Genomic DNA, 26372 nt, shown 5'->3' with positions numbered 1-26372 from the left:
GCCCGCCGCACCCCGCTCCGCCCCGCCCCGGCTGCCGGGCAGAGGTCCCCGACCCCGCCCCGGCCGCACTTCAGGCGCCCTGATTCGGCACTCCGCGCTCTTTCGAAGGACAAGGAACAGATGGCGAACGAGGAAAAGCTCCGCGAATACCTCAAGCGTGCGATCGCCGACGCGCAGGGCGCCCACCTTCGTCTGCGTGAGGCCGAGGCGAAGGACCACGAGCCGATCGCCATCGTCGGCATGGGCTGCCGCTTCCCCGGCGGAGTCGCCTCGCCGGAGGACCTGTGGGGGCTGGTGAGCGGTGGCGGGGACGGCATCACGTCGTTCCCCACCGACCGCGGCTGGGACCTCGACGCCCTGTTCGCGACCGACGCGGAGCGGGCGGCCGGCACCTCGGCCACCCGGAAGGGCGGCTTCCTGCACGAGGCCGCCGAGTTCGACGCGGAGGCGTTCGGCATCAGCCCCCGCGAGGCCCTCGCGATGGACCCGCAGCAGCGGCTGCTGCTGGAGACGTCGTGGGAGGCCCTGGAGCGCGCCGGCATCGACCCGCTGTCCCTGCGCGGCACGGCGACCGGCGTGTTCGCCGGGCTCATGTACCACGACTACGCCTCCCGGCTCCAGGAAGTGCCGAAGGACGTCGCCGGGTTCCTCGCCAACGGCAACGCGGGCAGCGTGTTCTCCGGACGTATCGCCTACGTCTTCGGCTTCGAGGGACCGGCCGTCACCATCGACACCGCCTGCTCCTCCTCCCTCGTCGCCCTGCACCTGGCCTGCCAGTCCCTGCGCTCCGGCGAGTGCGCGACGGCGCTCGCGGGCGGTGTGACGGTGATGGCGGCGCCGACGACGTTCGTGGAGTTCTCCCGGCAGGGCGGGCTGGCCGGCGACGGCCGCTGCAAGGCGTTCGCCGACGACGCCGACGGCACCGGATGGGCGGAGGGCGCCGGCGTCCTCGTCCTGGAGCGCCTCTCCGAGGCACGGCGCCTCGGCCACCCCGTCCTCGCCGTGATCCGGGGCTCCGCCGTCAACCAGGACGGCGCCTCCAACGGCCTCAGCGCACCCAACGGGCCCGCACAGCAGCGCGTCATCCGCCAGGCCCTCGCCAGCGCCCGCCTCACGCCGGCCGACGTCGACGCCGTCGAGGCACACGGCACCGGCACCCGGCTCGGCGACCCCATCGAGGCCCAGGCCCTGCTTGCCACCTACGGCAAGGGACGGGACGGGACGAACCCCGTCTGGCTCGGCTCCGTGAAGTCCAACATCGGGCACACCCAGGCGGCGGCCGGTGTCGCCGGGGTCATCAAGATGGTCATGGCACTGCGCGCCCGCCGGCTGCCGCCCACCCTGCACGCGGACCGGCCCAGCTCCCACGTCGACTGGTCCGCCGGCGCCGTACGCCTCCTCACCGAGCCGCGCCCCTGGCCCGAAACCGACCGCCCCCGCAGGTCCGCCGTGTCCTCCTTCGGCATCAGCGGCACCAACGCCCATGTCGTTCTTGAGGAAGCCACAAACGAGGCAGCATCGGATCGCGCACCCGAGACCGAGTCGGACCCTGGGGCTGAAGTTGAAGCTGAAGCCGACTCCCGACTCCCGGCCCACGGCACCACCCAGGAACCGCCCCACCCCCTCCCGCACATCCCCTGGGTCCTGACCGCCCGCAGCGCACCCGCCCTGGAAGCGGCGGCCGAACGCCTCGCCGCCCACGTCACCGGCACCGACGCCTCCGCTCTCGACATCGGCCACAGCCTGGCCACCGGCCGAGCCGTCCTCGACCACCGTGCCGTCGTCCTCGGCCCCGACCGCGACACCCTGCGCACGGCCCTCGACGCCGTCACCGGCATCACGGGCACCGCCACCACCGTCAAGGGCACGGTCACCGAGGGCCGTACCGCCTGGCTGTTCACCGGTCAGGGCAGCCAGCGCCCCGGCATGGGCCGCGAACTGTATGCCGCCCACCCCGTCTACGCCCGCGCCTTCGACGAGATCTGCGCCCTGCTGGACACCGAGCTCGCCGGAGCCCCCGGCTTCGACACGCCCGTGCGCGAGGTCTGCTTCGCCGAACCGGGCACACCCGAGGCCGCGCTCCTCGACCGCACCGGCTACGCCCAGACGGCGATCTTCGCCATCGAGGCCGCCCTCGTCGCCCTGCTGCGCGGCTGGGGCGCCGAACCCGACGTCGTCATCGGCCACTCGATCGGCGAGATCGTCGCGGCCCACGCCGCCGGAGCCCTCGAACTCCCCGACGCCGTACGGCTGGTGGCGGCCCGCGCCCGGCTGATGCAGGCGCTCCCGGACGGCGGCGCCATGGCCGCGATCGAGGCCGACGAGGCCGAGGCCACCACACTCCTTGCCCAGGGCGCCGTCATCGCCGCCGTCAACGGCCCGCGCGCGGTCGTCGTCTCCGGCACCGAACAGGCCGTCGAGCAGGTCATGGAAGCGGCCCGCGAACGCGACCTGCGCGTCACCCGCCTGCGCGTCAGCCACGCCTTCCACTCCCCGCTCATGGCCCCCATGGCGGACGAGTTCGCCGGGATCGTCGCCGGCACCGGCCACCGCCGGCCCGTCGTACCCGCCGTCAGCACCCTCACCGGACGCGCCGCCGACGGCGACGACTGGGCGAGCCCCGACTACTGGGTACGGCAGGTGCGAGACGCCGTACGCTTCCACGCCGCCGTCCGCACCGCCACCACCGAACTCGGCGTCACACGCTTCCTGGAGATCGGCGCCGACCCCGTCCTCACCGGCCTGGTCCAGGCCGCCGACCCCGACACCACCGCCGTGGCCACCCTGCGCGAGGGCCGCGACGAGTGCGGCTCGGTACTGACCGCGCTCGCCGAGATGTTCGTACGAGGCGCCGCCGCCGACTGGGCCGCGGTGTTCCACGGCACCGGCGCCCGCCGCACCGACCTGCCCACCTACGCCTTCCAGCGGCACCGCTACTGGCTCGACGCCACCCGGCCCACCACCGACGCCCGCGGCCTCGGCCTCGGAGTCGCCGGGCACCCGCTGCTGGGCGCCGCGGTCGCCGTGGCCGGCTCCGACAACGTCCTGCTCACCGCCCGCCTGTCCGTCGCCACCACACCCTGGCTGGCCGACCACCTCGTCGGCGGACTCGCCGTCGTCCCCGGCACCGCCCTGGTCGAGCTCGCCGTCCAGGCAGGCCTACGCGTCGACTGCGACCACCTCGACGAACTCACCCTCCAGGCCCCGCTGATCCTCCCCGAGCAGGGCGCCGCCCAGGTCCAGATCGTCATCGACACCGCCACCGACGACGGCCGCCGCGCCGTCCGCGTCTACTCCCGCGCCGACGACGCCGAAGTCGAACAGGCCTGGACCCTGCACGCCACCGGCACGGTCGGAGACAGTGCCCGCGCCACGACCGACGCCCCCTGGGACCTGCGTGCCTGGCCGCCCGCCGACGCCGAACCCGCCGACCTCACAGGGCTCTACGACCGCCTCACCGACGTCGGCCTCCAGTACGGCCCCGCCTTCCGCGGCATCACCCGCGTCTGGCGCGACGCCGACGACTGGTACGTCGAGGCCACCCTCCCCGAACCCCTCGCCGACGACGCCGGCTCCTTCGGCCTCCACCCCGCCCTCCTCGACACGGTCCTCCACACCCTCGCCCTGCGCGGCAGCGACGACGACCGAACCGCGCTCCTGCCGTTCCTCTGGTCCGGCGTCACGCTCACGGCCGTCGGCGCCACCTCGGTCCGGGCCCGGCTCCGCATGCGCGGCGAGGGCGAGATCGGCCTGCGGATCGCCGACGCGACCGGCGACCCGGTCGCCACCGTCGACTCCCTGCTGCTGCGCCCCGTCTCCACCACGGAACTCGCCGCCCGGCGAACGCCCCAGGGCCCCGAGCACCTCTATCGGGTGGAGTGGACCCCCGTCACCGCACCGTCCACCGAGCACCGGATGACTGACATCGTCGTCATAGGCGATGTCGAGGACGACTCGCAGCTGCACGCTTCCGACGCCGGCCCGACCCACCCCGACCTGGACGCACTGCTCACCACCCTCGAAGCGGGCGCCCCGACCCCGCGCCGAGTACTGCTGCCCATCGCCGACGGCCCTGTCACGGACGTCCTCACCGAGACCCTCGCGACGGTCCAACGCTGGCTCGCCGAGCCTAAGTTCGCGAACTCCCGCCTGGTCGTCCTGACCTCGGGCGGCGTCGCCGTGACCCCGGACGAGACGCCCATCCCGTCCGCCGCGGGAGTCTGGGGCCTGGTCCGCTCCGCCATGAACGAGCACCCGGGCCGCTTCGCCCTCGTCGACACCGACGGGCCGAGTTCGGCCCTCCACACCGACGACGACACGGACCAAGTCGCCCTCCGGGACGGCCAGGTGTGGGTGCCGCGCATGGTGCGGATGGCCTCGGGCGGGGTGCTCGTGCCGCCGGTGGGTGTGGGTGCCGGCTGGCGGATGGATGTGGTGGCTCAGGGGCGGCTGGACGGCGTGGCCCTGGTTCCGGAGGAGCCGCGTGCGCTGCGAGCCGGTGAGGTGCGGGTCGCGGTGCGGGCGGCGGGCGTGAACTTCCGTGACGTACTGAACGTCCTCGGCATGTATCCGGGTGATGCCGGACGGCTCGGGCACGAGGGCGCCGGTGTCGTCATCGAGGTGGCACCCGACGTGACCGGACTCGCCGTCGGCGACCGGGTCATGGGCCTGCTGGACGGGGCCTTCGGACCGGTGGCCACCACCGACGCCAGGCTGGTCACACGGCTACCGGCCGGGTGGTCCTTCGAGCAGGCGGCGTCCGTCCCGATCGTGTTCCTGACCGCCTACTACGCCCTGATGGACCTCGCCGAGCTTCAGGCCGGGGAGTCGGTTCTGATCCACTCCGCGGCCGGTGGCGTGGGGATGGCTGCCGTGCAGCTGGCCCAGCACTTGGGCGGCGAGGTGTACGGGACGGCGAGCGAGCCGAAGTGGTCTGTGGTGCGGGGGTTGGGGGTCCCGGAGGAGCGGATCGCCTCGTCGCGGACAACGGACTTCGAGGGCCGATTCCAGCCGGGCGTCGATGTCGTCCTGGACTCGCTCGCCGGTGAGTTCGTGGACGCGTCGCTTCGGTTGGTGCGGCCCGGTGGCCGGTTCGTGGAGATGGGCAAGACCGACGTTCGCGACGCCGACGAGGTTCGGGCCGAACACGGGGTGTCGTACCGCTCGTTCGACCTGATGGACGCCGGCCCCGACCGCATCGCCGAGATGTGGACCGCGCTGCTGGAACTGTTCGAGCAGGGCGCGCTGCAACCGGTGACGGTGACCTCGTACGACCTCTCCCGCGCCCCGGAGGCCCTACGCCTGCTCGGGCAGGCCAAGCATGTCGGCAAGGTCGTGCTGCGGGTGCCGTCGCCGTGGGGCGGCGAGGGCACGGTGCTGATCACGGGCGGTACGGGTGGGCTGGGTGCGGAGGTCGCCCGGCACCTGGTCGCTGTGCACGGTGTACGGGACCTGCTGCTGGTGTCCCGGCGCGGTTCCGAAGCTCCGGGTGCGGGTCAACTCGTGTCCGAACTGGCGCAGTTGGGCGCCCGTGCCACGGTACGCGCATGTGATGTGGCCGATCGTGAGTCGCTGGCCGCGGTCCTGGATGGGGTTGACCTGTCGGGTGTCGTGCATGCGGCGGGCGTACTCGACGACGGTCTGATCGGTGATCTGTCGGCTGAGCGTGTGGGCCGTGTGGTGGCCGCGAAGGCTGAATCGGCCCTGCATCTGCACGAGTTGACGGCTGACCGCGAGCTGTCGGCGTTCGTGCTGTTCTCGTCCTTCGCCGGAGTCGTCGGCAACGCCGGTCAGGCCGCGTACTCGGCGGCCAACAATGTGCTGGATGCCTTGGCCCTGAATCGCAGGGCCCAAGGTCTGCCTGCCGTGTCGCTGGCGTGGGGCATGTGGGCGAACGCCGACGGCATGGGCGGCACCCTTGGCGATGCCGAACTGGAGCGCATGGCCCGCCAAGGCTTCCCGGCGCTGGAGACGGGTGAGGGGCTCGCCCTTCTCGACGCCGCGTTGCTCGTGAACGAACCGAACTCCGTCCCCGTAGCCCTGCGTACGCCCGCCCTCGCAGCCGTACGGGACAGCCTCCCCGGCATCCTGCAAGGTCTCGTGCCCGCCGCTGACCGTCGGCGTCGTGCCGCCGGCCAGGTGGGCGCGGCGGCTGCCTCCGGCCTGGCCCGGAAGCTGGCCGGGCTCCAGCCGGCCGAGCAGGAACGACAGTTGCTGGACGTGGTGCAGGCGCAGGTCGCCGCTGTGCTGGGCCATGCGTCGGCGGGGTCGATCGACACCTCCCGCGCCTTCAAGGACCTCGGGTTCGACTCGCTGACCGCTGTCGACCTGCGCAACCGACTCGGTTCCGCGACCGGCGTCACGCTCCCCGCCACCCTCGTCTTCGACCACCCGACGCCCTCCGCCCTCGCCGGCTTCCTCAAGACCCAACTGCTGGGCGCGGCGGATACCACGGACGACACCGTGACGGGCGCCGGCCGCACACGCACGGCCGTCGATGAGCCGGTGGCGATCGTGGGTTTGGGCTGTCGTTTCCCGGGTGGGGCGGATTCCGCTGTGGGTTTGTGGGATCTGGTCGTGGAGGGCAGGGACGGGCTGTCGTCGCTGCCGGCGGATCGTGGCTGGGACCCGGCCCTGTTGGAGGGTCTGGCCGCGGTTGGCGGCTTCGTTGACGGTGCTGCGTTCTTTGACGCGGAGTTGTTCGGGATCTCGCCGCGTGAGGCGCTGGCGATGGATCCGCAGCAGCGGTTGCTGTTGGAGACGGCGTGGGAGGCGTTGGAGGACGCGGGGATCGACCCGTCGTCGCTGCGCGGAAGCTCGACCGGCGTCTATGCCGGCGTTTCCGGGAGTGGCTACGGCGGGAACATGCAGAGCCCGCAGGGCGAGACCGGTGGGTATCTGCTGACCGGCAGTACGCCGAGTGTGGCGTCGGGTCGGCTGTCGTATGTGTTCGGGCTGGAGGGGCCCGCAGTGTCGGTGGACACCGCCTGCTCGTCGGCTCTGGTCGCTCTGCATCTGGCGTGCCAGGCGTTGCGGTCGGGTGAGTGTGACCTCGCCCTGGCCGGTGGGGCCACGGTCATGGCGACGCCGGGTATCTTCCTGGAGTTCGCGCGGCAGGGTGGGTTGGCGGGTGACGGTCGGTGCAAGTCGTTCGCCGACGGCGCTGATGGGACGGGCTGGGCCGAGGGCGGCGGTGTTCTGGTCCTGGAGCGCCTGTCCGATGCCCGGCGGAACAACCATCCGGTGCTGGCGGTCGTGCGGGGCTCGGCGGTCAATCAGGACGGTGCGTCGAATGGGCTGACTGCGCCGAACGGTCCGTCGCAGCAGCGGGTGATCCGGCAGGCGTTGGCGGCGGCGGGAGTGGACGCCGCCGAGGTCGACGCTGTCGAGGCGCACGGCACGGGCACGCGTCTCGGTGACCCCATCGAGGCTCAGGCCCTCCTGGCGACCTACGGCCAGGCGCATGCCGATGACGATCCCCTGTGGCTCGGCTCGATCAAGTCGAACATCGGGCACGCGCAGGCGGCAGCCGGTGTCGCGAGCGTGGTCAAGATGGTGATGGCCCTGCGTGAGCAGACTCTGCCGCGCACGTTGCATGTCGATGAGCCGTCGTCTCACGTGGACTGGTCGGCGGGTGCGGTGGAGTTGCTGACGGAGGAGCGGGCTTGGCCGCGGGGGGAGCGTCCGCGTCGGGCGGGTGTCTCGTCCTTCGGCATCAGCGGGACCAACGCCCACGTCATCCTCGAAGAAGCTCCGATCGGGGCGTCCCCTCGCCGGCCGGAGTCCCCGACCCCGGTGCCGGTCATTCCGTGGGCCTTGTCGGGTCGCAGTCGGCAGGCCATCGACGCCCAGTCGGACAGGCTCGCCACCTTCCTCGCCGAGCGGCCCGAGCTGTCGCCGCTCGACATCGGACTGTCCCTGGCCACGACCCGGGCCGCCCTTGACCACCGGGCCGTCGTGCTGGGCCGGGACGCCGACGAGCTGCGGTCCGGGCTCGACATGCCCGCCGTGACCGGTGTCGTCACCGAGGGCCGTACCGCCTGGATGTTCACCGGTCAGGGCAGTCAGCGCCTCGGCATGGGCCGCGAACTGCACGCCTCCTACCCGCAGTTCGCCCGCGCCTTCGACGAGACGGCGGCGCTGCTGGGGGCCGAGCTGTCCGGCGCCGACGGCTTCCCCCTCCCGCTGCGCGCCGTCCTCTTCGCGGACGAGGACTCAGAAGCCGCCGCTCTCCTCGACCGCACCGGCTACGCCCAAGCAGCCCTGTTCGCGGTCGAGGCCGCGCTCGCGGCACTCCTGGGCTCGTGGGGTCTGCGCCCCGACCTGGTGCTGGGTCACTCCATCGGTGAGTACGCCGCCGCGTACACGGCCGGGGTCTTCGAACTCCCCGATGCCGTAAGGCTGGTGGCAGCTCGCGCCCGTCTCATGCAGGCCCTTCCCGAGGGTGGCGCGATGGCTGCCGTAGAGGCAGACGAGACGGAGATCGCCGACCTGCTCACCGCCGACGTGACGATCGCCGCGGTCAATGGACCTACCGCCGTAGTGGTCTCCGGCACCGAGGAAGGTGTCGAGCGGGTCATGGCGGCGGTCCGTGAACGCGGGCGCCGGGTCACCCGCCTCCGCGTCTCGCACGCCTTCCACTCACCGCTCATGGAGCCGATGCTCGACGAGTTCACCACCGTCGCCGAACAGATCACCTACCACCGGCCGTCGCTGCCCGCCGTGAGCACCCTGACCGGCGCCACCCTCGGTGACGGCGACTGGACCACCCCCGACTACTGGGTGCGACAGGTGCGAGAGGCCGTCCGCTTCCACGACGCGGTGCGCACGGCCGCGGACGAACTCGGCGCCGTACGGTTCCTCGAAGTCGGCCCCGATCCCGTCCTGTCCACCATGGTGGAACCGGCGTTCGCGCTCTCCGCGCTGCGCAGGAACCTCCCGGAGGCGGAGGCAGCTCTGCGTGCCGTCGCCGAGCTGTACGTGCGGGGCACCGCCGTCCACTGGCCGGCCGTGTTCGAGGGCAGCGGTGCCGTACGGACGGCGCTGCCGACGTACGCGTTCCAGCGCGAGCGGTACTGGCTGCGCGACGTGGGCTCGGCCGGCGACGCGCGCGGCCTGGGTCTCAGGGCCGCCGACCACCCGCTGCTCGGCGCGGCCGTCCCGGTCGCCGGATCGGACGCCGTCCTGCTGACCGCCCGGCTGTCGACGGCCGTCGCGCCTTGGCTCGCGGACCACGTCGTGGGCGAGACGATCGTCGTACCGGGCACGGCACTGGTCGAACTCGCCCTGGCGGCGGCCGACCGAGCAGGCTGCGACCGCGTCGACGAACTCACCCTCCAGGCCCCGCTGATCCTCCCCGAGCAGGGCTCGATCCAGATCCAGATCGCCCTCGACGCCCCTGACGGCACTGGCGCGCGCCCGCTCCGTCTGTACGGGCGCCCCGACCGCACCCAGGACGACGACTCCATCTGGACCCTGCACGCCGAGGGAACGGTCAGCGACAGCGAGGCACCGGCCGGGTCCGCCGAGCTGCGGACCTGGCCTCCCGCCGACGCCCAGCGGATCGACACGACCGGGCTGTACGACAGGCTGGCCGAGACCGGCCTGCGTTACGGCAGCGCCTTCCGTGGCCTGCGACAGGTCTGGGCCCGGGGCGAGGAACTGTACGTCGAGGCCGCGCTGCCCGAAGGCACGGACCCCGAGGCGAACGCCTTCGCCCTGCACCCCGCCCTGCTGGACTCGGTGCTGCACGCCCTGGCCCTGCGCGCCGACGAACAGCAGGGCGCGCTGCTGCCGTTCGCCTGGACGGGCGTGTCCTGCCACGCCGTCGGCGCCGACATCGTCCGCGTCCGGATCGTCCCGCGCGGCTCCGGCACCTACGCCCTGCACGTCGCCGACGCCACCGGCGCTCCCGTCGCCGCCGTCGAGTCACTGCTGCTGCGCCCGGCGTCGCCCGCCCGGTTCGCCGCCGGTGCCGCCGCCACGAAGGCCGAGCACCTCTACCGCGTGGAGTGGACACCGGCCGACGCCGAGCCCGCTGCCGCCGCCGGGCGGGTGCCGGTCCTGCGCATGCCGGACGACGCCGAGCCCTGGCACGAAGCGGGACTGACCCTCGTGCCGTACGGCGGTGATGGCGACGCGTCCGTGACCGGCACCGCCCTGCTCCCGGTCCGCCGTGGGGCGGGCACTGCCGCGGTGACCGAGGTCCTGGACGCCGTCCGAGAGTGGGCGACGGACGAGCGTTTCGCCGGTGCACGCCTCGTGGTCGTGACCAACGGAGCCGTGGCCGTACGGGGCGGCGAGACCCCCGATACAGGAGGCGCCGGAGTCTGGGGACTGGTCCGCTCCGCCATGAACGAGCACCCGGGCCGCTTCGCCCTCGTGGACGTCGACGACGACCCGGCCTCGTATCGCCTCGCCGCCGCCTCCATCGACGACCAGCAGGTCGCCATTCGCGCCGGTCAGCTCTGGGTGCCGCGGATGGTGCGGATGACGTCGGGCGGGGTGCTGGTGCCGCCGGTGGGTGTGGGTGTCGGCTGGCGGATGGACGTGGTGGCTCAGGGGCGACTGGACGGGGTCGCGCTCGTTCCCGAGGAACCGCGTGCTCTCGGCCCCGGCGAGGTGCGGGTCGGGGTACGGGCCGCGGGCGTCAACTTCCGTGACGTACTGAACGTCCTCGGCATGTACCCGGGTGATGCCGGCCGGCTCGGGCACGAGGGCGCCGGCGTGGTCGTCGAGACCGGCGCCGGGGTGACCGACCTGGTCGTCGGGGACCGGGTGATGGGTCTGCTCGACGGGGCGTTCGCTCCGACGGCCGTGACCGACGGGCGCCTGCTCACCCGGATCCCGGAGGGGTGGTCGTTCGAGCAGGCGGCGTCGGTGCCGATCGTGTTCCTGACCGCCTACTACGCCCTGGTCGACCTGGCCGGTCTTGAGGCGGGGGAGTCGGTGCTTGTCCACTCCGCCGCCGGCGGTGTCGGCACGGCGGCCGTGCAACTCGCGCGCCACCTGGGGGCCGAGGTGTATGCGACGGCGAGCGAGCCGAAGTGGCCGGTCGTACGCGAGCTCGGGGTCCCGGACGAGCGGATCGCCTCCTCGCGGACCACCGAGTTCGAGCAGCGGTTCCAGTCGGGTGTCGATGTGGTGCTGGACTCCCTGGCCGGTGAGTTCGTGGACGCGTCGCTGCGGTTGGTTCGGCCCGGTGGCCGGTTCGTGGAGATGGGCAAGACCGACATCCGCGATGCCGAGGAGGTACGGGCCGAGCACGGCATCGACTACACCGCCTTCGACCTCATCGACGCCGGCCCCGACCGGATCGCCGAGATGTTCGCCGCCCTGCTGAACCTCTTCGAGGACGGCGCCCTGCGGCCCGCCCCGGTCGCCGCCTACCCGATCTCGCGCGCACCGGAGGCGCTGCGCCTGCTGGGGCAGGCCAAGCACGTCGGCAAGGTCGTCATCTCGGTGCCGTCGCCGTGGGGCGGCGAGGACACGGTGCTGATCACCGGTGGGACCGGTGGGCTGGGTGCGGAGGTCGCCCGGCACCTGGTCACCGAGCATGGGGTACGGGACTTGCTGCTCGTTTCCCGGCGGGGGCCGGAGGCTCCGGGTGCCTGCGAACTCGCTTCGGAGCTGAGGGAGTTGGGCGCGCGGATCGATGTGCGTGCGTGTGACGTCTCCGACCGCGCCGCGCTGGCTGCCGTGCTCGATGGTGTTGACCTGTCGGGTGTGGTGCATGCGGCGGGTGTGCTGGATGACGGTCTGGTCGCCGATCTGACGCCGGAGCGTCTGGCCCGGGTCATGGCCGCGAAGGTCGAATCGGCCCTGCATCTGCATGAGTTGACGGCCGATCGTGACCTGTCGGCCTTCGTGCTCTTCTCTTCCTTCGCGGGCGTCGTGGGCAATGCCGGGCAGGCCGCCTACTCCGCCGCGAACAACATCCTCGACGCCCTCGCCGCCACCCGCCGCGCCCAGGGGCTGCCCGCCGTATCGCTGGCCTGGGGCATGTGGCAGGCGGGCATGGGTGGCACTCTCGGTGGGCCGGAGTTGGAGCGGCTCGCGCGGCAGGGCTTCCCGGCGCTGGAGACAGGCGAAGGGCTGGCCCTCCTCGACGCGGCGCTCGCTGTCGACGAGCCGAATGCCGTTCCCGTCGCCCTGCGTACGTCCGCCCTGGCAGCCGTACGGGACAGCCTGCCCGGCATCCTGCATGGGCTCGTGCCCGCGGCCGACCGGCGACGCCGTGCCGCCGGGTCGAGCGCGGCCGGGGGTGCCCTGGCCGGTCGGCTGCGGGCGCTGTCCGTGGAGGAGCAGGACCGCGAACTGCTCGACCTGGTGCAGGCGCAGGTGGCGGCGGTGCTCGGGCATGCTTCCGCGGGGTCGGTGGACGCGTCCCGAGCGTTCAAGGACCTCGGGTTCGACTCGCTGACCGCAGTCGAGCTGCGCAACCGGCTCGGCTCCGCCACCGGCGTCACCCTCCCGGTGACCGTCATCTTCGACCACCCGACGCCGGCCGCGCTGGCCGCGTCCCTGCGGCAGCAACTGGTCGGTGCGCCGGCCGACGAACCGACGGAGGAGTACGGCGCCGTACCCGCCGACGAGCCCATCGCCGTCATCGGCATGGGGTGCCGCTACCCCGGGGGCGTCGACTCGCCGGAGGCGCTGTGGTCGCTGGTGGCGGACGGCGGCGACGGCATCACGCCGTTCCCCCTCGACCGAGGCTGGAACATGAAGACGCTGGAGGGCCTCGCAGCGGTCGGCGGATTCGTCGACGGTGCGACGGAGTTCGACGCCGAGCTGTTCGGGATCTCGCCGCGCGAGGCCGTCGCCATGGACCCGCAGCAGCGGTTGCTGCTGGAGACGGCGTGGGAGGCGCTGGAGCGCGCGGGCATCGACCCGCTGTCCCTCCAGGGATCGTCGACCGGCGTCTACGCGGGTGTGTCCGCGAACGGGTACGCCAGCGGGCAGGAGGACGACGACGCCGACCCGGAGACGGACGGCTATCTGCTGACCGGCAGTACGCCGAGCGTGGCGTCGGGCCGGCTGTCGTACGTGTTCGGGCTGGAGGGCCCGGCCGTGTCCGTGGACACCGCGTGCTCGTCCGCGCTCGTCGCCCTGCATCTGGCCGCCCAGGCGCTGCGGGCCGGCGAGTGCGACATGGCTCTGGCCGGCGGGGCCACCGTGATGGCGACGCCGGGCATGTTCCTGGAGTTCGCGCGGCAGGGCGGCCTTGCCGGGGACGGGCGCTGCAAGTCCTTCGCCGACAGCGCGGACGGGACCGGCTGGAGCGAGGGCGGGGGCATGCTCGTCCTGGAGCGGCTGTCCGACGCCCGGCGCAACAACCATCCGGTGCTGGCCGTGGTGCGGGGCAGCGCCGTCAATCAGGACGGTGCGTCCAATGGGCTGACCGCGCCGAACGGCCCGTCCCAGCAGCGCGTCATCCGACAGGCACTGAAGGCGGCGCGCGTCTCGCCCGCCGAGGTCGACGTGGTCGAGGCGCACGGTACCGGCACCCGGCTCGGCGACCCGATCGAGGCGCACGCCCTGCTCGCGACGTACGGCCAGGCGCGCACCGACGACGAGCCGCTGTGGCTCGGCTCGATCAAGTCCAACATCGGGCACGCCCAGGCGGGCGCCGCCGCGGCGAGCGTCATCAAGATGGTCATGGCGCTCCAGCGCCGCCACCTGCCCCGCACCCTGCACGTCGACCGGCCCTCCGAGCACATCGAGTGGGGGTCCGGAGCGGTACGACTGCTCACCGAAACCCGGGACTGGGAGGCCGCCGGGCACCCGCGCCGGGCCGGTGTGTCCTCGTTCGGCATCAGCGGTACGAACGCCCACGTGATCCTGGAGGAGGCACCGGACGGCGAGCGCGTGAGCGGGCGCGAGCCGGGTGGCACGCGGGGAGCGGGGGGCCAGGACTCCGGTGCGCCGCTCGTGCCCTGGGTGGTGTCCGGCCGTACCGACCGGGCGACCCGCGCCCAGGCGGCCCGGCTGACGGGCTTCCTCGCCGGCCTGGACGAGCCGGCCCACCCCGGCGACGTGGCGCACGCGCTGGCGACGTCCCGTGCCGTGCTCGACCACCGTGCCATCGTGCTCGGCGCCGATCTCGGCCAACTCCGCGCCGGGCTGGCCGCGTTGGCCGCCGACGGCGCCCCCGCACCCGGCTCCGCCACGGTCGTCAGCGGCACGGTCGGCGACGGCCGTACGGCATGGATGTTCACCGGGCAGGGCAGCCAGCGGCCCGGCATGGGGCGGGAACTGCACGCCGCCTACCCGGTGTTCGCGCAGACTCTGGACGCCGTGTGCGAGCTGCTGGAAGCCGAACTGGGAGGATCCGAGAACGGATTCGCCCACCCGCTGCGCGAGATGCTGCTCGCCGAGCCCGCCGACCGGCAGGGGGACGCGAACCCGCTGAACGCCACCGGATACGCGCAGTCGGCCCTCTTCGCCCTGCAAGTCGCCCTCGTCGAACTCCTCAGGTCCTGGGGCGTCCGCCCCGACCTCGTGCTCGGGCACTCGGTGGGCGAGCTGGCAGCCGCGTACGCCGCCGGGGTCTTCGAACTCCCTGACGCGGTAAGGCTGGTGGCCGCGCGGGCCCGGCTGATGCAGGCGCTGCCCGAGGGCGGTGCGATGGCCGCAGTGGAGGGCGGCGAGGCCGAGGTGACCGAGCTGCTGAAGGAGCTGACCGGCAGCGGCCAGATCGCCGTCGCCGTCGTCAACGGGCCCTCGTCCGTGGTGGTTTCGGGTGACGAGGAACTGGTCGTCGAGGCGATGGACGCGGCGCGCGGACAGGGGCGCAGGGTGTCCCGGCTGCGGGTCAGCCACGCCTTCCACTCGCCGCTGATGGACCCGATGCTCGCCGACTTCGCCACCGTCGCCGGGACCATCACCTACCGCCGCCCGACTACCCCGGCCGTGAGCACCGCCACCGGCGAGTCCGTCACCGCGCAGTGGGCGTCCGCCGCCTACTGGGTGGACCAGGTGCGCCGTCCCGTGCGCTTCCACGACGCCCTCACCACCGCCACGGGAGACATCGGAGCGACCAGGCTCCTGGAACTCGGCCCCGACCCGGTCCTCACCGCGCTCGCCCGTTCCGCCTCCGACGGGCGCTTCACCGCGGCCGCCGCACTGCGGGCCGGGCGCCCCGAGGCCGAGACGCTGCTGACGGCCGTGGCCGAGCTCTTCGTCCGCGGCATGCGCACCGACTGGGCCGCCGTCACGGCAGCCGCCGACCCCACCGACGTCGGAGCCGCCGCACGCGTCGAACTGCCCACGTACGCCTTCCAGCGGCGCCGTTACTGGCTGCGCGACCGTCGGGCACAGCGGCCTCTCGCCGCACGGCAGCACGAAGCCGACGCCGGGTTCTGGAGCCTCGTCGAGGGCGGAGACCCGGCCGTGCTCGCCGAGCGGCTCGGCGTCGGCGCCGACGCGTCCCTCGGCTCCCTGCTGCCGGTGCTGTCCGACTGGCGCAGGCGGCAGAGCGAGGCGTCCGAACTCGCGGCCTGGCGCTACACGGTCACCTGGAAGCCGGTCGGCGTACCGGCCGCCACGCTCACCGGGAACTGGCTGGTCGTCGCCCCCGAACAGGTCCCGGCCGACCAGGCCGGCTTCGTCGAGCAGTGCGCGCGTGCCCTGCGGGACGCCGGAGCCCGGGTCACCGTACTGACCGTCGGCAGCCACGACAGTCGCACGGCCCTCGCCGCCAGGGTGCGTGAACTCGCCCCGGACGGTGCGGTGTCGCTCCTTGCTTGGGCGGATGAGCGGCAAGGCGAAGCCACAGCTGATGGGCAGCGAGCGGAAGCAACGGCTGATGGGCATCGAGCCATGGCCGACGGGCAGCAGGCCGAAGCCGTAGCCGACGGGCACCGAGCCACGCCCGATGGGCAGCCGCCCGTCGCGACCGCTCTGACCCTTCTGCTCGCCCAGGTGTGGGCCGACGCGGCCGGTGGGACCGGTGCGCCGCTGTGGTGCGTGACCCGGTCGGCGGTGTCCGTCGGCACCGGGGACCCGCTCCGCCACCCCGCCCAGGCACAGCTGTGGGGGCTCGGCCGCAGCCTCGCCCTCGAACACCCCGACATCTGGGGCGGGTTGACCGACCTTCCGGTCCGGCCCGGACACCGGGACCTGGCCCGGCTCGCCCAGCTACTCGCCCACGGCCGCTCCAGCACCTGGGCCGAGGACCAGCTCGCCGTCCGCGCGGGCGGAGTCTTCGCCGCGCGCTTCCTACGGGACGACGCCCCCGGCACCGCTCACCCCGACGAGTCACGGGTGGACGGCCTGGGCGGCACCGTACTGATCACCGGCGGCACCGGCGCCCTCGGCCGGCACGTCGCCCGACGGCTCGCTCGACAAGGCGCCCGGCATCTGCTGCTCGTCTCCCGACGCGGCGCGGACGCCCCGGGTGCAACCGAACTGCGTGACGAACTCGCCAGGTTCGGCGCCCACGTCACCTTGGCCGCTTGCGACCTCACCGACCGGGACGAGGTCCGTGCATTGATCGACGGGATCCCCGAGGACACCCCGCTCACCGGTGTCGTGCACGCGGCCGGCATCCCCGCCAACGGCGTCCTCGCCGACCTCACCCCACGCCACCTCGCCGACGCCCTCGCCGCCAAGGCCCGCGCGGCAGACCTGCTGCACGAACTGACCGCCGACCGCGACCTCGGACTCTTCGTGCTGTTCGCGTCCGTGACCGGCGTCCTCGGCAACGCCGGCCAGTCCGCCTACGCCGCCGCCAACGCCCACCTCGACGCGCTCGCCCAGCACCGCCGTGCCGCCGGTATGCCGGCCACGTCCGTCGCCTGGGGGCCCTGGGCAGGGGACGGCATGGCAGCGGACCGGGCCGCCGAGGAACGTATCCGCCGCTCCGGACTGCGCCCCCTGCCGCCCGAGCGCGCGCTCGCCGCACTCGACCAGGTGCTCGCCGACGACCGCCCCTGCACCGCCGTGCTCGACGTCTCCTGGGATCGCTTCGCGACCGCCTTCGCCCTGGCACGGCCCAGCTCCCTGCTCGCCGACCTGCCCGACGCGAGCACCGCCACCCGCAACGGCACCGGCATCCCCGGCGCCGAGGCCGGCGAACTCCTCGCACGGCTGCGCGCCCTGCCGTCCGGCGAACGGGAGCGCGCCCTGGGCGACTTCGTACAGTCCCGCGTCGCCGCGGTGCTCGGCCACGAGACCTCCGCCGCGATCGACGCCGACCGTGCCTTCAAGGACTTCGGCTTCGACTCCCTCACCGCCGTCGACCTGCGCAACCAGCTGATGGCCGCGACCGGACTCCGCCTCGCGACCACCCTCGTCTTCGACCACCCCACCCCGGCCGCCCTCGGCCGCCACCTCCACACCGAGCTCTTCCCCGACGACACCGCGGACACCTCCGCGCACGACCTCACGGACCTCGACGAGGCCCGCCTGCGCCGCGTCCTCGCCGCGGCCCCGCTCAGCCGGCTGCGCGACGCCGGCCTCCTGCCCGGCCTGCGCACCCTGCTCACGGAAGCCGAGGACGCGGAACGGCGCGCCGAGGAAGAGGGCGCGACCTGGTCCGACGACACCCCGGACGACGACACCACCATCGCCGACCTCGCCGTCGACGACCTCGTGAACCTCGCACTCGGCGACATCACCGACCCGACCGACGCGGCGGGCCCCTCGGCCGACGACGACTTCGGCTTCGACTCCGACCCACGAGACTGACAGAGGCATCGATGAGCGCACCGTACGAAAAGGTCGTCCAGGCTCTGCGCAAGTCCCTGGAGGAGACCGAGACGCTGAAGAAGCGCAACCGCCAACTCGTCGCGGCCTCCCGCGAACCCATCGCGATAGTCGGAATGGCCTGCCGATTCCCCGGTGACGTTTCCTCCCCCGAGGAATTGTGGGAGATGCTCGCCGCCGGCCGCGACGGAATGGTCCCGTTCCCTCAGGACCGCGGCTGGGACATCGACGACCTTTACGACCCCGTTCCCGGACAGCCCGGCCGTACCTACGTGAATTCTGGTGGGTTTGTGTCGGGTGTGGCGGAGTTTGATGCGGGGTTGTTTGGTATTTCGCCGCGTGAGGCGTTGGCGATGGATCCGCAGCAGCGGTTGTTGTTGGAGGTGTCGTGGGAGGCGTTGGAGCGGGCTGGTGTGGATCCGGTGTCGGTGCGGGGGTCGGTGTCGGGTGTGTTTGTGGGGACGAATGGTCAGGACTATTTGTTGGCGTCGCGGGGTGGGTTTGGTGGGGTTGAGGGGTTTGTGGGGACGGGGTCTGCTGCGAGTGTGATGTCGGGGCGGGTTGCGTATGCGTTGGGTTTGGAGGGGCCGGCGGTGACGGTGGATACGGCGTGTTCGTCGGCGTTGGTGGCGGTTCATCTTGCGGTGCGTGCGTTGCGTTCGGGTGAGTGTGGTTTGGCGTTGGCGGGTGGGGTGACGGTGATGTCGACGCCTGCTGCGTTTGTGGAGTTTTCCCGGCAGCGGGGTCTTGCGGTGGATGGGCGGTGCAAGGCTTTTGGTGAGGGTGCGGATGGGACGGTGTGGGGTGAGGGGGGTGGGGTTCTGGTTTTGGAGCGGCTTTCGGATGCCCGCCGTAACAATCACCCCGTGTTGGCGGTGGTGCGGGGGAGTGCGGTCAACCAGGATGGTGCGTCGAATGGGCTGACCGCGCCGAACGGCCCTTCCCAACAGCGCGTTATTCGCCAGGCATTGCGGAATGCGGGCGTGGGAGCCGCGGACGTCGATGTGGTCGAGGCGCACGGTACGGGGACCGCGCTCGGGGATCCGATCGAGGCGCAGGCGCTGCTGACGGCGTACGGCCGAGATCGGGGTGAGCACGGCGAGCCGCTCTGGCTCGGCTCCGTGAAGTCGAACCTGGGGCATACGCAGGCGGCGGCGGGTGTCGCGGGTGTCATCAAGATGGTGCTGGCGATGCAGCGCGAGGCGTTGCCCGCGACGCTGCACGTGGATCGGCCTTCCTCGCACGTGGACTGGGAGGCGGGGCAGGTCCGGCTGCTGACCGAGTTCCGGTCATGGCCGCGAGGCGAGCGGACCAGGCGGGCCGGCGTCTCGGCCTTCGGTATCAGCGGGACCAACGCCCACGTCATCCTCGAAGAAGCCCCGGCCGAGAAGAGCAACAGGACCGAGTCCGCCCCATCCACCCAACTCCCCATCACGCCGTGGCTGTTGGCCGGACACGACGCCGACAGCCTTCGTGCCCAGGCCGAACGCCTCGCCACCCGCCTCACCGCGCACCCGGCTTCTCCGACCGACCTCGGCCACTCCCTGGCCACCACCCGTGCCGTCCTGACCCACCGAGCTGTCGTACTCGGCCCGGCCCTCGACGAACTGAGCGAGGGTGTACGTGCCCTCGCCGACGGGGAACAGCACCCGGCGGTCGTCACCGGGCACACCCTCAAGGGCCGTACGGCATGGGTGTTCACCGGGCAGGGCAGTCAGCGGCCCGGCATGGGGCGCGAACTGCATTCCGCCTTCCCGGAGTTCCGCCGAGCCCTGGACGAGGTCTGCGATCTCCTGGACGCCGAACTCGGCGCGGACGACCCCGACCACATCCCCCTGCGCGAGACCATGTTCACCGGCGACCCGGCGACCCTGTCCCGCACCGGCCACGCCCAACCCGCCCTCTTCGCCCTGCAAGTGGCCCTCATCGCTCTCCTCCGCTCCTGGGGCATGCGGCCGGACTCCGTCCTCGGTCATTCGGTTGGCGAGTTCGCGGCGGCGTACGCGGCGGGAGTCTTCGAACTCCCGGATGCGGTACGGCTGGTGGCGGCACGTGCCCGGCTGATGCAGGCGCTGCCCGAGGGCGGCGCGATGGCCGCGATCGAGGCCGGCGAGGACGAGGTCGCCGAGGTGCTCGAGCGGGACGACCGCATCGGGGACGTGGCCGTCGCCGCCGTGAACGGGCCGCGGTCCGTCGTGGTGTCGGGCACGGAGGGTGCCGTCGATGCCGTGGTCGCCGAGTTCCACGACCGTGGCTGCCGTACGAAGCGACTGCGGGTCAGCCATGCCTTCCACTCACCGCTGATGGCCCCGATGCTGGCCGAGTTCACCACAGTCGCGGCCGGTGTCACCTACCGCACGCCGACCCTGCCCGCCGTCAGCACCCTCACCGGTGAGGTGCTGCGCGACGGGGACTGGACGACCCCGACGTACTGGATCGAGCAGGTCCGCCGGCCCGTACGGTTCCACGACGCGCTCACCACCGTCACCGGCCCCCAGGGAGCCGTCCGGCTCCTGGAGATCGGGCCCGACGCCGTCCTCACCGCGCTCGCCCGGGAGGACGGACACGACGCCGCGGCCATGCTCCGCGCCGGACAGCCGGAGCCGCAGGCCGTCCTGACGGCGGTCGCCGAGATGTACGTCCGTGGCGCCGACGTCCGTTGGCCCGCGCTCTTCGAAGGGACGGGTGCGCGGCGGGTGGACCTGCCGACGTACGCGTTCAGCCGCGAGCGGTACTGGCTGCCCGACCACGTCGTCGCGGAGCGGGGCACGGGGACCGGCCCCGACGGTGTCGAGGCACGCTTCTGGGACCTCGTGGAGCGGGGCGACGTCGACGTGCTCGCCGAGCGGCTCGGTGTGTCCGGCGACCAGGCACTGGACACCGTCGTGCCCGCGCTGTCCGCCTGGCGCCGACAGGGCCGCCTGGAGCTGGAGCAGGCGGCCCGCCGTTACCGCGTTCGGTGGCGTCCCGTCCGCCTCGCCGCCGACCCGGGCGCCCTCCCTGGACGCTGGCTGGTGGCCACGCCCGACCCGGACGACCGTGCCGCGGCAGACATCACCGCTGCACTGAACCGGGCCGGCGCCGAGGTCGACCTGATCACCGTCACCGCCGCCGACACCCGCGCCGACCTGACACGTCGCATCCGCGACATCGGCCAGGAGCCCACCCACGTCCTGTCCCTGGTGCCGACGCCGAGTGCCGTGCTCGCCCTGTGGCAGGCCCTCTTCGACAGCGCCCCGTCCGCCCGCCTGTGGTGCGCCACGCGTTCCGCGCAGTCGGTGGGCGCCGGCGACGCACCGTCCCGGCCCGACGAGGCCGCCGTATGGGGCCTCGGACGCACGCTCTCCCTCGAACAGCCCGACCGCTGGGGCGGCCTCGTCGACCTCCCCGCGCACCCCGACTCCGACGACGCGCGGCGCCTCGCGCACCTGCTGGCCGAGCCCGGCGACGAGGACCAACTCGCCCTGCGTCCCACCGGAGTCCTCGCGGCCCGCCTCGTCCGCGACACCGGCGCGAACGGGCAGTCCACCGCCACCTCCGGCGGACAGCCCCGCGGTGCCCGTTTCCACGGCACCGCCCTCGTCACCGGAGGCACCGGCGCACTCGGCCGGCACATCGCCCACTGGCTCGCCGACCAGGGCGCCGAGCATGTCGTCCTGGTCTCGCGGCGCGGTGCCGACGCACCCGGCGCCCAGGACCTGCGCGACGAACTGCGTGACCGCGGAGCCGACGTCACGCTCGCCGCCTGCGACGTCGCCGACCGCGCAGCCCTCGCCGGCCTCCTGGACGCCCACCCGCCCACCGTCGTCGTCCACGCGGCAGGCATCCTCGACGACGGCCTCGCCGCCGACCTCACCCCCGAACGGCTGGCCCGCGTCCTCGCCGCGAAGGCCGACGCCGCCCGGCATCTGCACGAACTGACCGCCGACCGTGCCCTCGACGCCTTCGTGCTCTTCTCGTCCACGGCCGGCGTCACCGGCAACGCCGGCCAGTCCGCATACTCCGCCGCCAACGCCCGCCTCGACGCGCTCGCCCAGCACCGCCGTGCCGCCGGTCTGCCGGCCACGTCCGTCGCCTGGGGGCCCTGGGCCGGGGACGGCATGGCCGCCGACCCGGTCGTCACCACGCACCTGGCCCGGCTCGGCATCAGGCCGCTCACCCCCGACACCGCCCTCGACGTCCTCGGGCGCATCCTCGACGACGACCGCACCTGCGTCACCGTCCTCGACGCCGACTGGGCCCGCTTCGCCGAGACCACCGCCTACGCCCGCCAGGGCTCACTCCTGCGCGAACTCACCGCCCCCGCACAGCAGGACGCCCGCACCGCCCACGACCCCGAGCGCCCCACCGCAGGCACCGGCGAACTCGCGACCGCCGTGCACCGCCGCCCGCCCGCGGAGCGGGAACGCCTCGTCCTCGCCCATGTACGGTCGACCGTCGCCGAGGTCCTCGGGCACGGCTCCGCCGCCGCGATCGCCGCCGACCGCCCCTTCAACGACCTAGGCTTCGACTCCCTCACCTCGGTCGAACTGCGCAACCGCCTCGGCGCCGCGACCGGGCTGCGCCTGCCCGCCACCCTCGTCTACGACCACCCGACCCCCGCCGCCCTCGCGTCCCACATCCGCGCCCAACTCCCCGGCTCCGACACCGACATCGAGGCCCGGGACACGGCCGCGGGCATTGCCACGGGAGACGCCCTCGACGACGACGCCGTGGCGATCGTCGGAATGGCGTGCCGTTTCCCGGGTGATGTGTCCTCCCCGGAGGAGTTGTGGGAGATGCTCGCCGCCGGTCGTGACGGGGTGGTTCCGTTCCCCGCCGATCGTGGCTGGGACATCGAGCGCGTCTACCACCCCGACCCCGAGAATTCCGGGACTTCGTACGTGAATTGCGGTGGGTTTGTGTCGGGTGTGGCGGAGTTTGATGCGGGGTTGTTTGGTATTTCGCCGCGTGAGGCGTTGGCGATGGATCCGCAGCAGCGGTTGTTGTTGGAGGTGTCGTGGGAGGCGTTGGAGCGGGCTGGTGTGGATCCGGTGTCGGTGCGGGGGTCGGTGTCGGGTGTGTTTGTGGGGACGAATGGTCAGGATTATTTGTTGGCGTCGCGGGGTGGGTTTGGTGGGGTTGAGGGGTTTGTGGGGACGGGGTCTGCTGCGAGTGTGATGTCGGGGCGGGTTGCGTATGCGTTGGGGTTGGAGGGGCCGGCGGTGACGGTGGATACGGCGTGTTCGTCGGCGTTGGTGGCGGTTCATCTTGCGGTGGGTGCGTTGCGTTCGGGTGAGTGTGGTCTGGCGTTGGCGGGTGGGGTGACGGTGATGTCGACGCCTGCTGCGTTTGTGGAGTTTTCCCGGCAGCGGGGTCTTGCGGTGGATGGGCGGTGCAAGGCTTTTGGTGAGGGTGCGGATGGGACGGTGTGGGGTGAGGGGGGTGGGGTTCTGGTTTTGGAGCGGCTGTCCGATGCCCGGCGCAACAATCATCCGGTGTTGGCGGTGGTGCGGGGGAGTGCGGTCAATCAGGATGGTGCGTCGAATGGGCTGACCGCGCCGAACGGGCCTTCCCAACAGCGCGTTATCCGCCAGGCATTGAAGGCGGCCGGAATCTCCGCTGCCGACGTCGATGTGGTCGAGGCCCATGGCACGGGTACGACGCTCGGTGACCCGATCGAGGCGCAGGCCCTGCTCTCCACCTACGGCCAGGAACGCACCGAAGGGCCCCTGTGGCTGGGGTCGGTGAAGTCGAATCTGGGGCATACGCAGGCCGCGGCCGGTGTCGCTGGCGTGATCAAGATGGTGCTGGCGATGCAGCGGGAAGCGCTGCCGGCGACGCTGCACGTGGATCGGCCTTCCTCGCACGTGGACTGGGAGGCAGGGCAGGTCCGGCTGCTGACGGAGTCACGGGCGTGGCCGCGGGGCGAGCGGACCAGGCGGGCAGGCGTCTCGGCCTTCGGTATCAGCGGGACCAACGCCCACGTCATCCTCGAAGAAGCCCCCGAACCGGAGCAGCCTGCCCGGCCGGCACCAAAGGCTTCGCTCCCGCTCGTGCCCTGGGTGCTGTCAGCCCACCGCCCCGAGGCGCTCACCCAGCAGGCAGCCCGTCTCGCGACGGCCCTCACCGACGACCACGCGGCACACGACATCGGCCACTCCCTCGCCACCACCCGCGCCGCCCTGGCCCACCGCGCAGTCGCCCTCGGCCCCGACACCCCGACGCTGGCCGCCGCCCTCACGTCCTTCGGCACCGGCACCACGCCCCCGGACATCATCAGCGGCACCGTCACCGAGGGCGGTACGGCCTGGTTGTTCACCGGCCAGGGGAGCCAGCGCCCGGGTATGGGACGGGAGTTGTACGCCAGGTTCCCCGTGTTCGCGCGGGCCTTCGACGAGGTGTGCGCGCACCTCGACGGGGAGTTCGACGGGGCCGCCGGTTTCACAGCGGGCGTACGGGCAGCGGTCTTCGCGCCCGAGGGCTCTGCGGAGGCCGCGCTGCTGGACCGTACCGGCTATGCGCAGGCCGCGCTGTTCGCCGTACAGGTGTCCCTGGTGGAGCTGCTGCGCTCCTGGGGCACCGAGCCGGACTGCGTGGTCGGACACTCCGTCGGCGAGTTTGCGGCTGCTTATGCGGCCGGTGTCTTCGAACTCCCCGATGCGGTACGGCTGGTGGGGGCGCGGGCCCGGCTGATGCAGGCGCTGCCCGAGGGCGGCGCGATGGCCGCCGTCGAGGCCGGGGAGGATGAGGTCGCCGGGGTGCTTGAACGGCACGAAGGTGCCGGGGACGTGGTGATCGCTGCTGTGAACGGGCCGCGGTCCGTCGTCGTGTCGGGCACGGAGAGCGCCGTGGAGGCCGTGCTCGCCGAGTTCCGGGAGCGCGGGTGCCGTACGAGCCGGCTCCGTGTCAGCCACGCCTTCCACTCACCCCTGATGAAGCCGGTGCTCGACGACTTCGCCGCCGTGGCCGACGGCATCACCTACCGCACGCCGGCCGTGCCCGCCGTCAGTACCGTCACCGGGCAGGCGCTGGAGGACGGCGACTGGACCACCGCGCGCTACTGGGCGAATCAGATCGTCGAGCCGGTGCGCTTCCACGACGCGCTCACCACCGTCACCGCCGGCCAAGGGGCCGTCCGGCTCCTGGAGATCGGACCCGACCCGGTGCTCAGCTCGCAGGCGCCCGCCGGGACAGCCGTCGCCGTGAGTGCCCTGCGCCGCGACCGGGCGGAGGTCGCCGCACTGCTCACCGCCCTCGCCGAGGTCTTCGTCTCTGGCACGGACGTCGACTGGGGCGCCGTGTTCGCCGGGACCGGCGCGCGCCGGGTCGACCTGCCGACGTACGCCTTCCAGCGGCGGCGGTACTGGCTGCCCGACCGCACGGGTGAGGGCGGCGCGATGAGCTTCCTCGGCATTCCGGAGGCTCCGCGGGAGCTGCCCGTGTCCCGCGAGCCGCTGCCCACGGCCTACGAACAGCCGTCGTCCGCAGCGCCCGTCAACCGCCTTCGCTCGCTGCCCCCGGCCGAGCGCGAGAGTGCCGTCCTGGAGCTCGTCGTCGCCCAAGTGGCCCAGATCCTCGGGCACTCCGACACCGGAGAGGTCGGCGCCACGCAGCGGTTCCTCGAACTGGGCTTCACCTCACTGTCCCTGGCCGACCTCGGCAACCGCGTCGCCCGCGCCTGCGGCGTCGAACTGTCGACGTCCGCCCTCTACGAGCACGCCACACCGCGTGCCCTCGCCGCCCACGTCGGTGGCCAACTCGGGGACAGGCAGCGGCAGTCGGCCGTATCCGCCGACTCCGTGACCGCGCTCGTGCGGTACGCCTTCGAGCGGAAGCAGTACGACAAGGGACTGGACATGCTGCACCTCGCGGCCGCGATGCGCCCGGCGTTCGGCCTGCCCGACACACCGGACGGCACGGCGCCGGGAACGCCGCAGGACACGCCGTCCGGCGGGGCGACCCACTCCGACGCCCGCCCCGGCGCGAGTGCCCCCGCACCGCGGCCGGTCCGGCTCGCCACCGGCAGTGAGGGCGAGGCCCTGCTGTGTCTGCCGTCGCTGGTCGCACCCGTCACCGCCTACCAGTACTCCCGGTTCGCCGCCGCCCTGCACGGCAGCCGTGACGTCTGGGTGCTGCCCGCGCCGGGCTACGCGGCCGGCGAGGCACTGCCCGACAGCCCCGAGGCCGCCGCCGCCCGGCAGGCGGAGGCCGTCCTCGCCGCCTTCGGGGACAAGCCGCTGACCCTCGTCGGCTACTCCTCCGGCGGCTGGCAGGCCCACCTCCTGGCCGCGGTACTCACCGAGGCGGGCGCACCCCCGCGTGCCCTGGTGCTGCTCGACTCGCCGGAGACGCCCGACCAGAACCTCGCGCTCGCCATGGTCGCCACCTCCTGCCGGCTCATGCGGGACCACCCGGACGTCCCCGTCGTCGCCGACCAGCTCACCGCGACCGCCCACTACGGCCGCCTGTTCGACGGGTGGCGGCCCGTGGCCGCCGCCGAGGCGCCGCGGACGTTGTTCGTGTCCGCCGCGCACCACGACCCGGCGCTGCTCCTGGGCGCCGGCCGGCCCCAGTGGCCGCTGCCGCACGAGGCGGTCGAAGTGCCCGGCACCCACATCAGCCTGCTGGACGGCGACGCCGACACCACCGCACGCGCCGTGCACGCCTGGCTGCTGGAGCGCTGA

At 73.0% G+C, this 26372-nt stretch carries 2 protein-coding genes; both read left to right on the top strand.

Going from position 1 to position 26372, the window contains the following annotated elements; translation table 11 throughout:
• Nucleotides 1–120 precede the first annotated feature (120 nt).
• Nucleotides 121–17688, top strand: coding sequence for a type I polyketide synthase (locus CP983_RS44605; protein ID WP_229914633.1), 17568 nt, complete (start codon nt 121–123; stop codon nt 17686–17688).
• Complete coding sequence (locus CP983_RS04170) at nt 17685–26372, top strand: type I polyketide synthase (protein ID WP_425282260.1); 8688 nt, start codon at nt 17685–17687, stop codon at nt 26370–26372. The genes CP983_RS44605 and CP983_RS04170 overlap by 4 nt, the downstream gene beginning before the upstream one ends.

The sequence above is a fragment of the Streptomyces chartreusis genome (genome assembly GCF_008704715.1).
GTDB lineage: Bacteria > Actinomycetota > Actinomycetes > Streptomycetales > Streptomycetaceae > Streptomyces > Streptomyces chartreusis.
The sequence above is the reverse complement of the archived record's forward strand: the minus strand, read 5'-3'. Positions and strand labels throughout refer to the sequence as shown.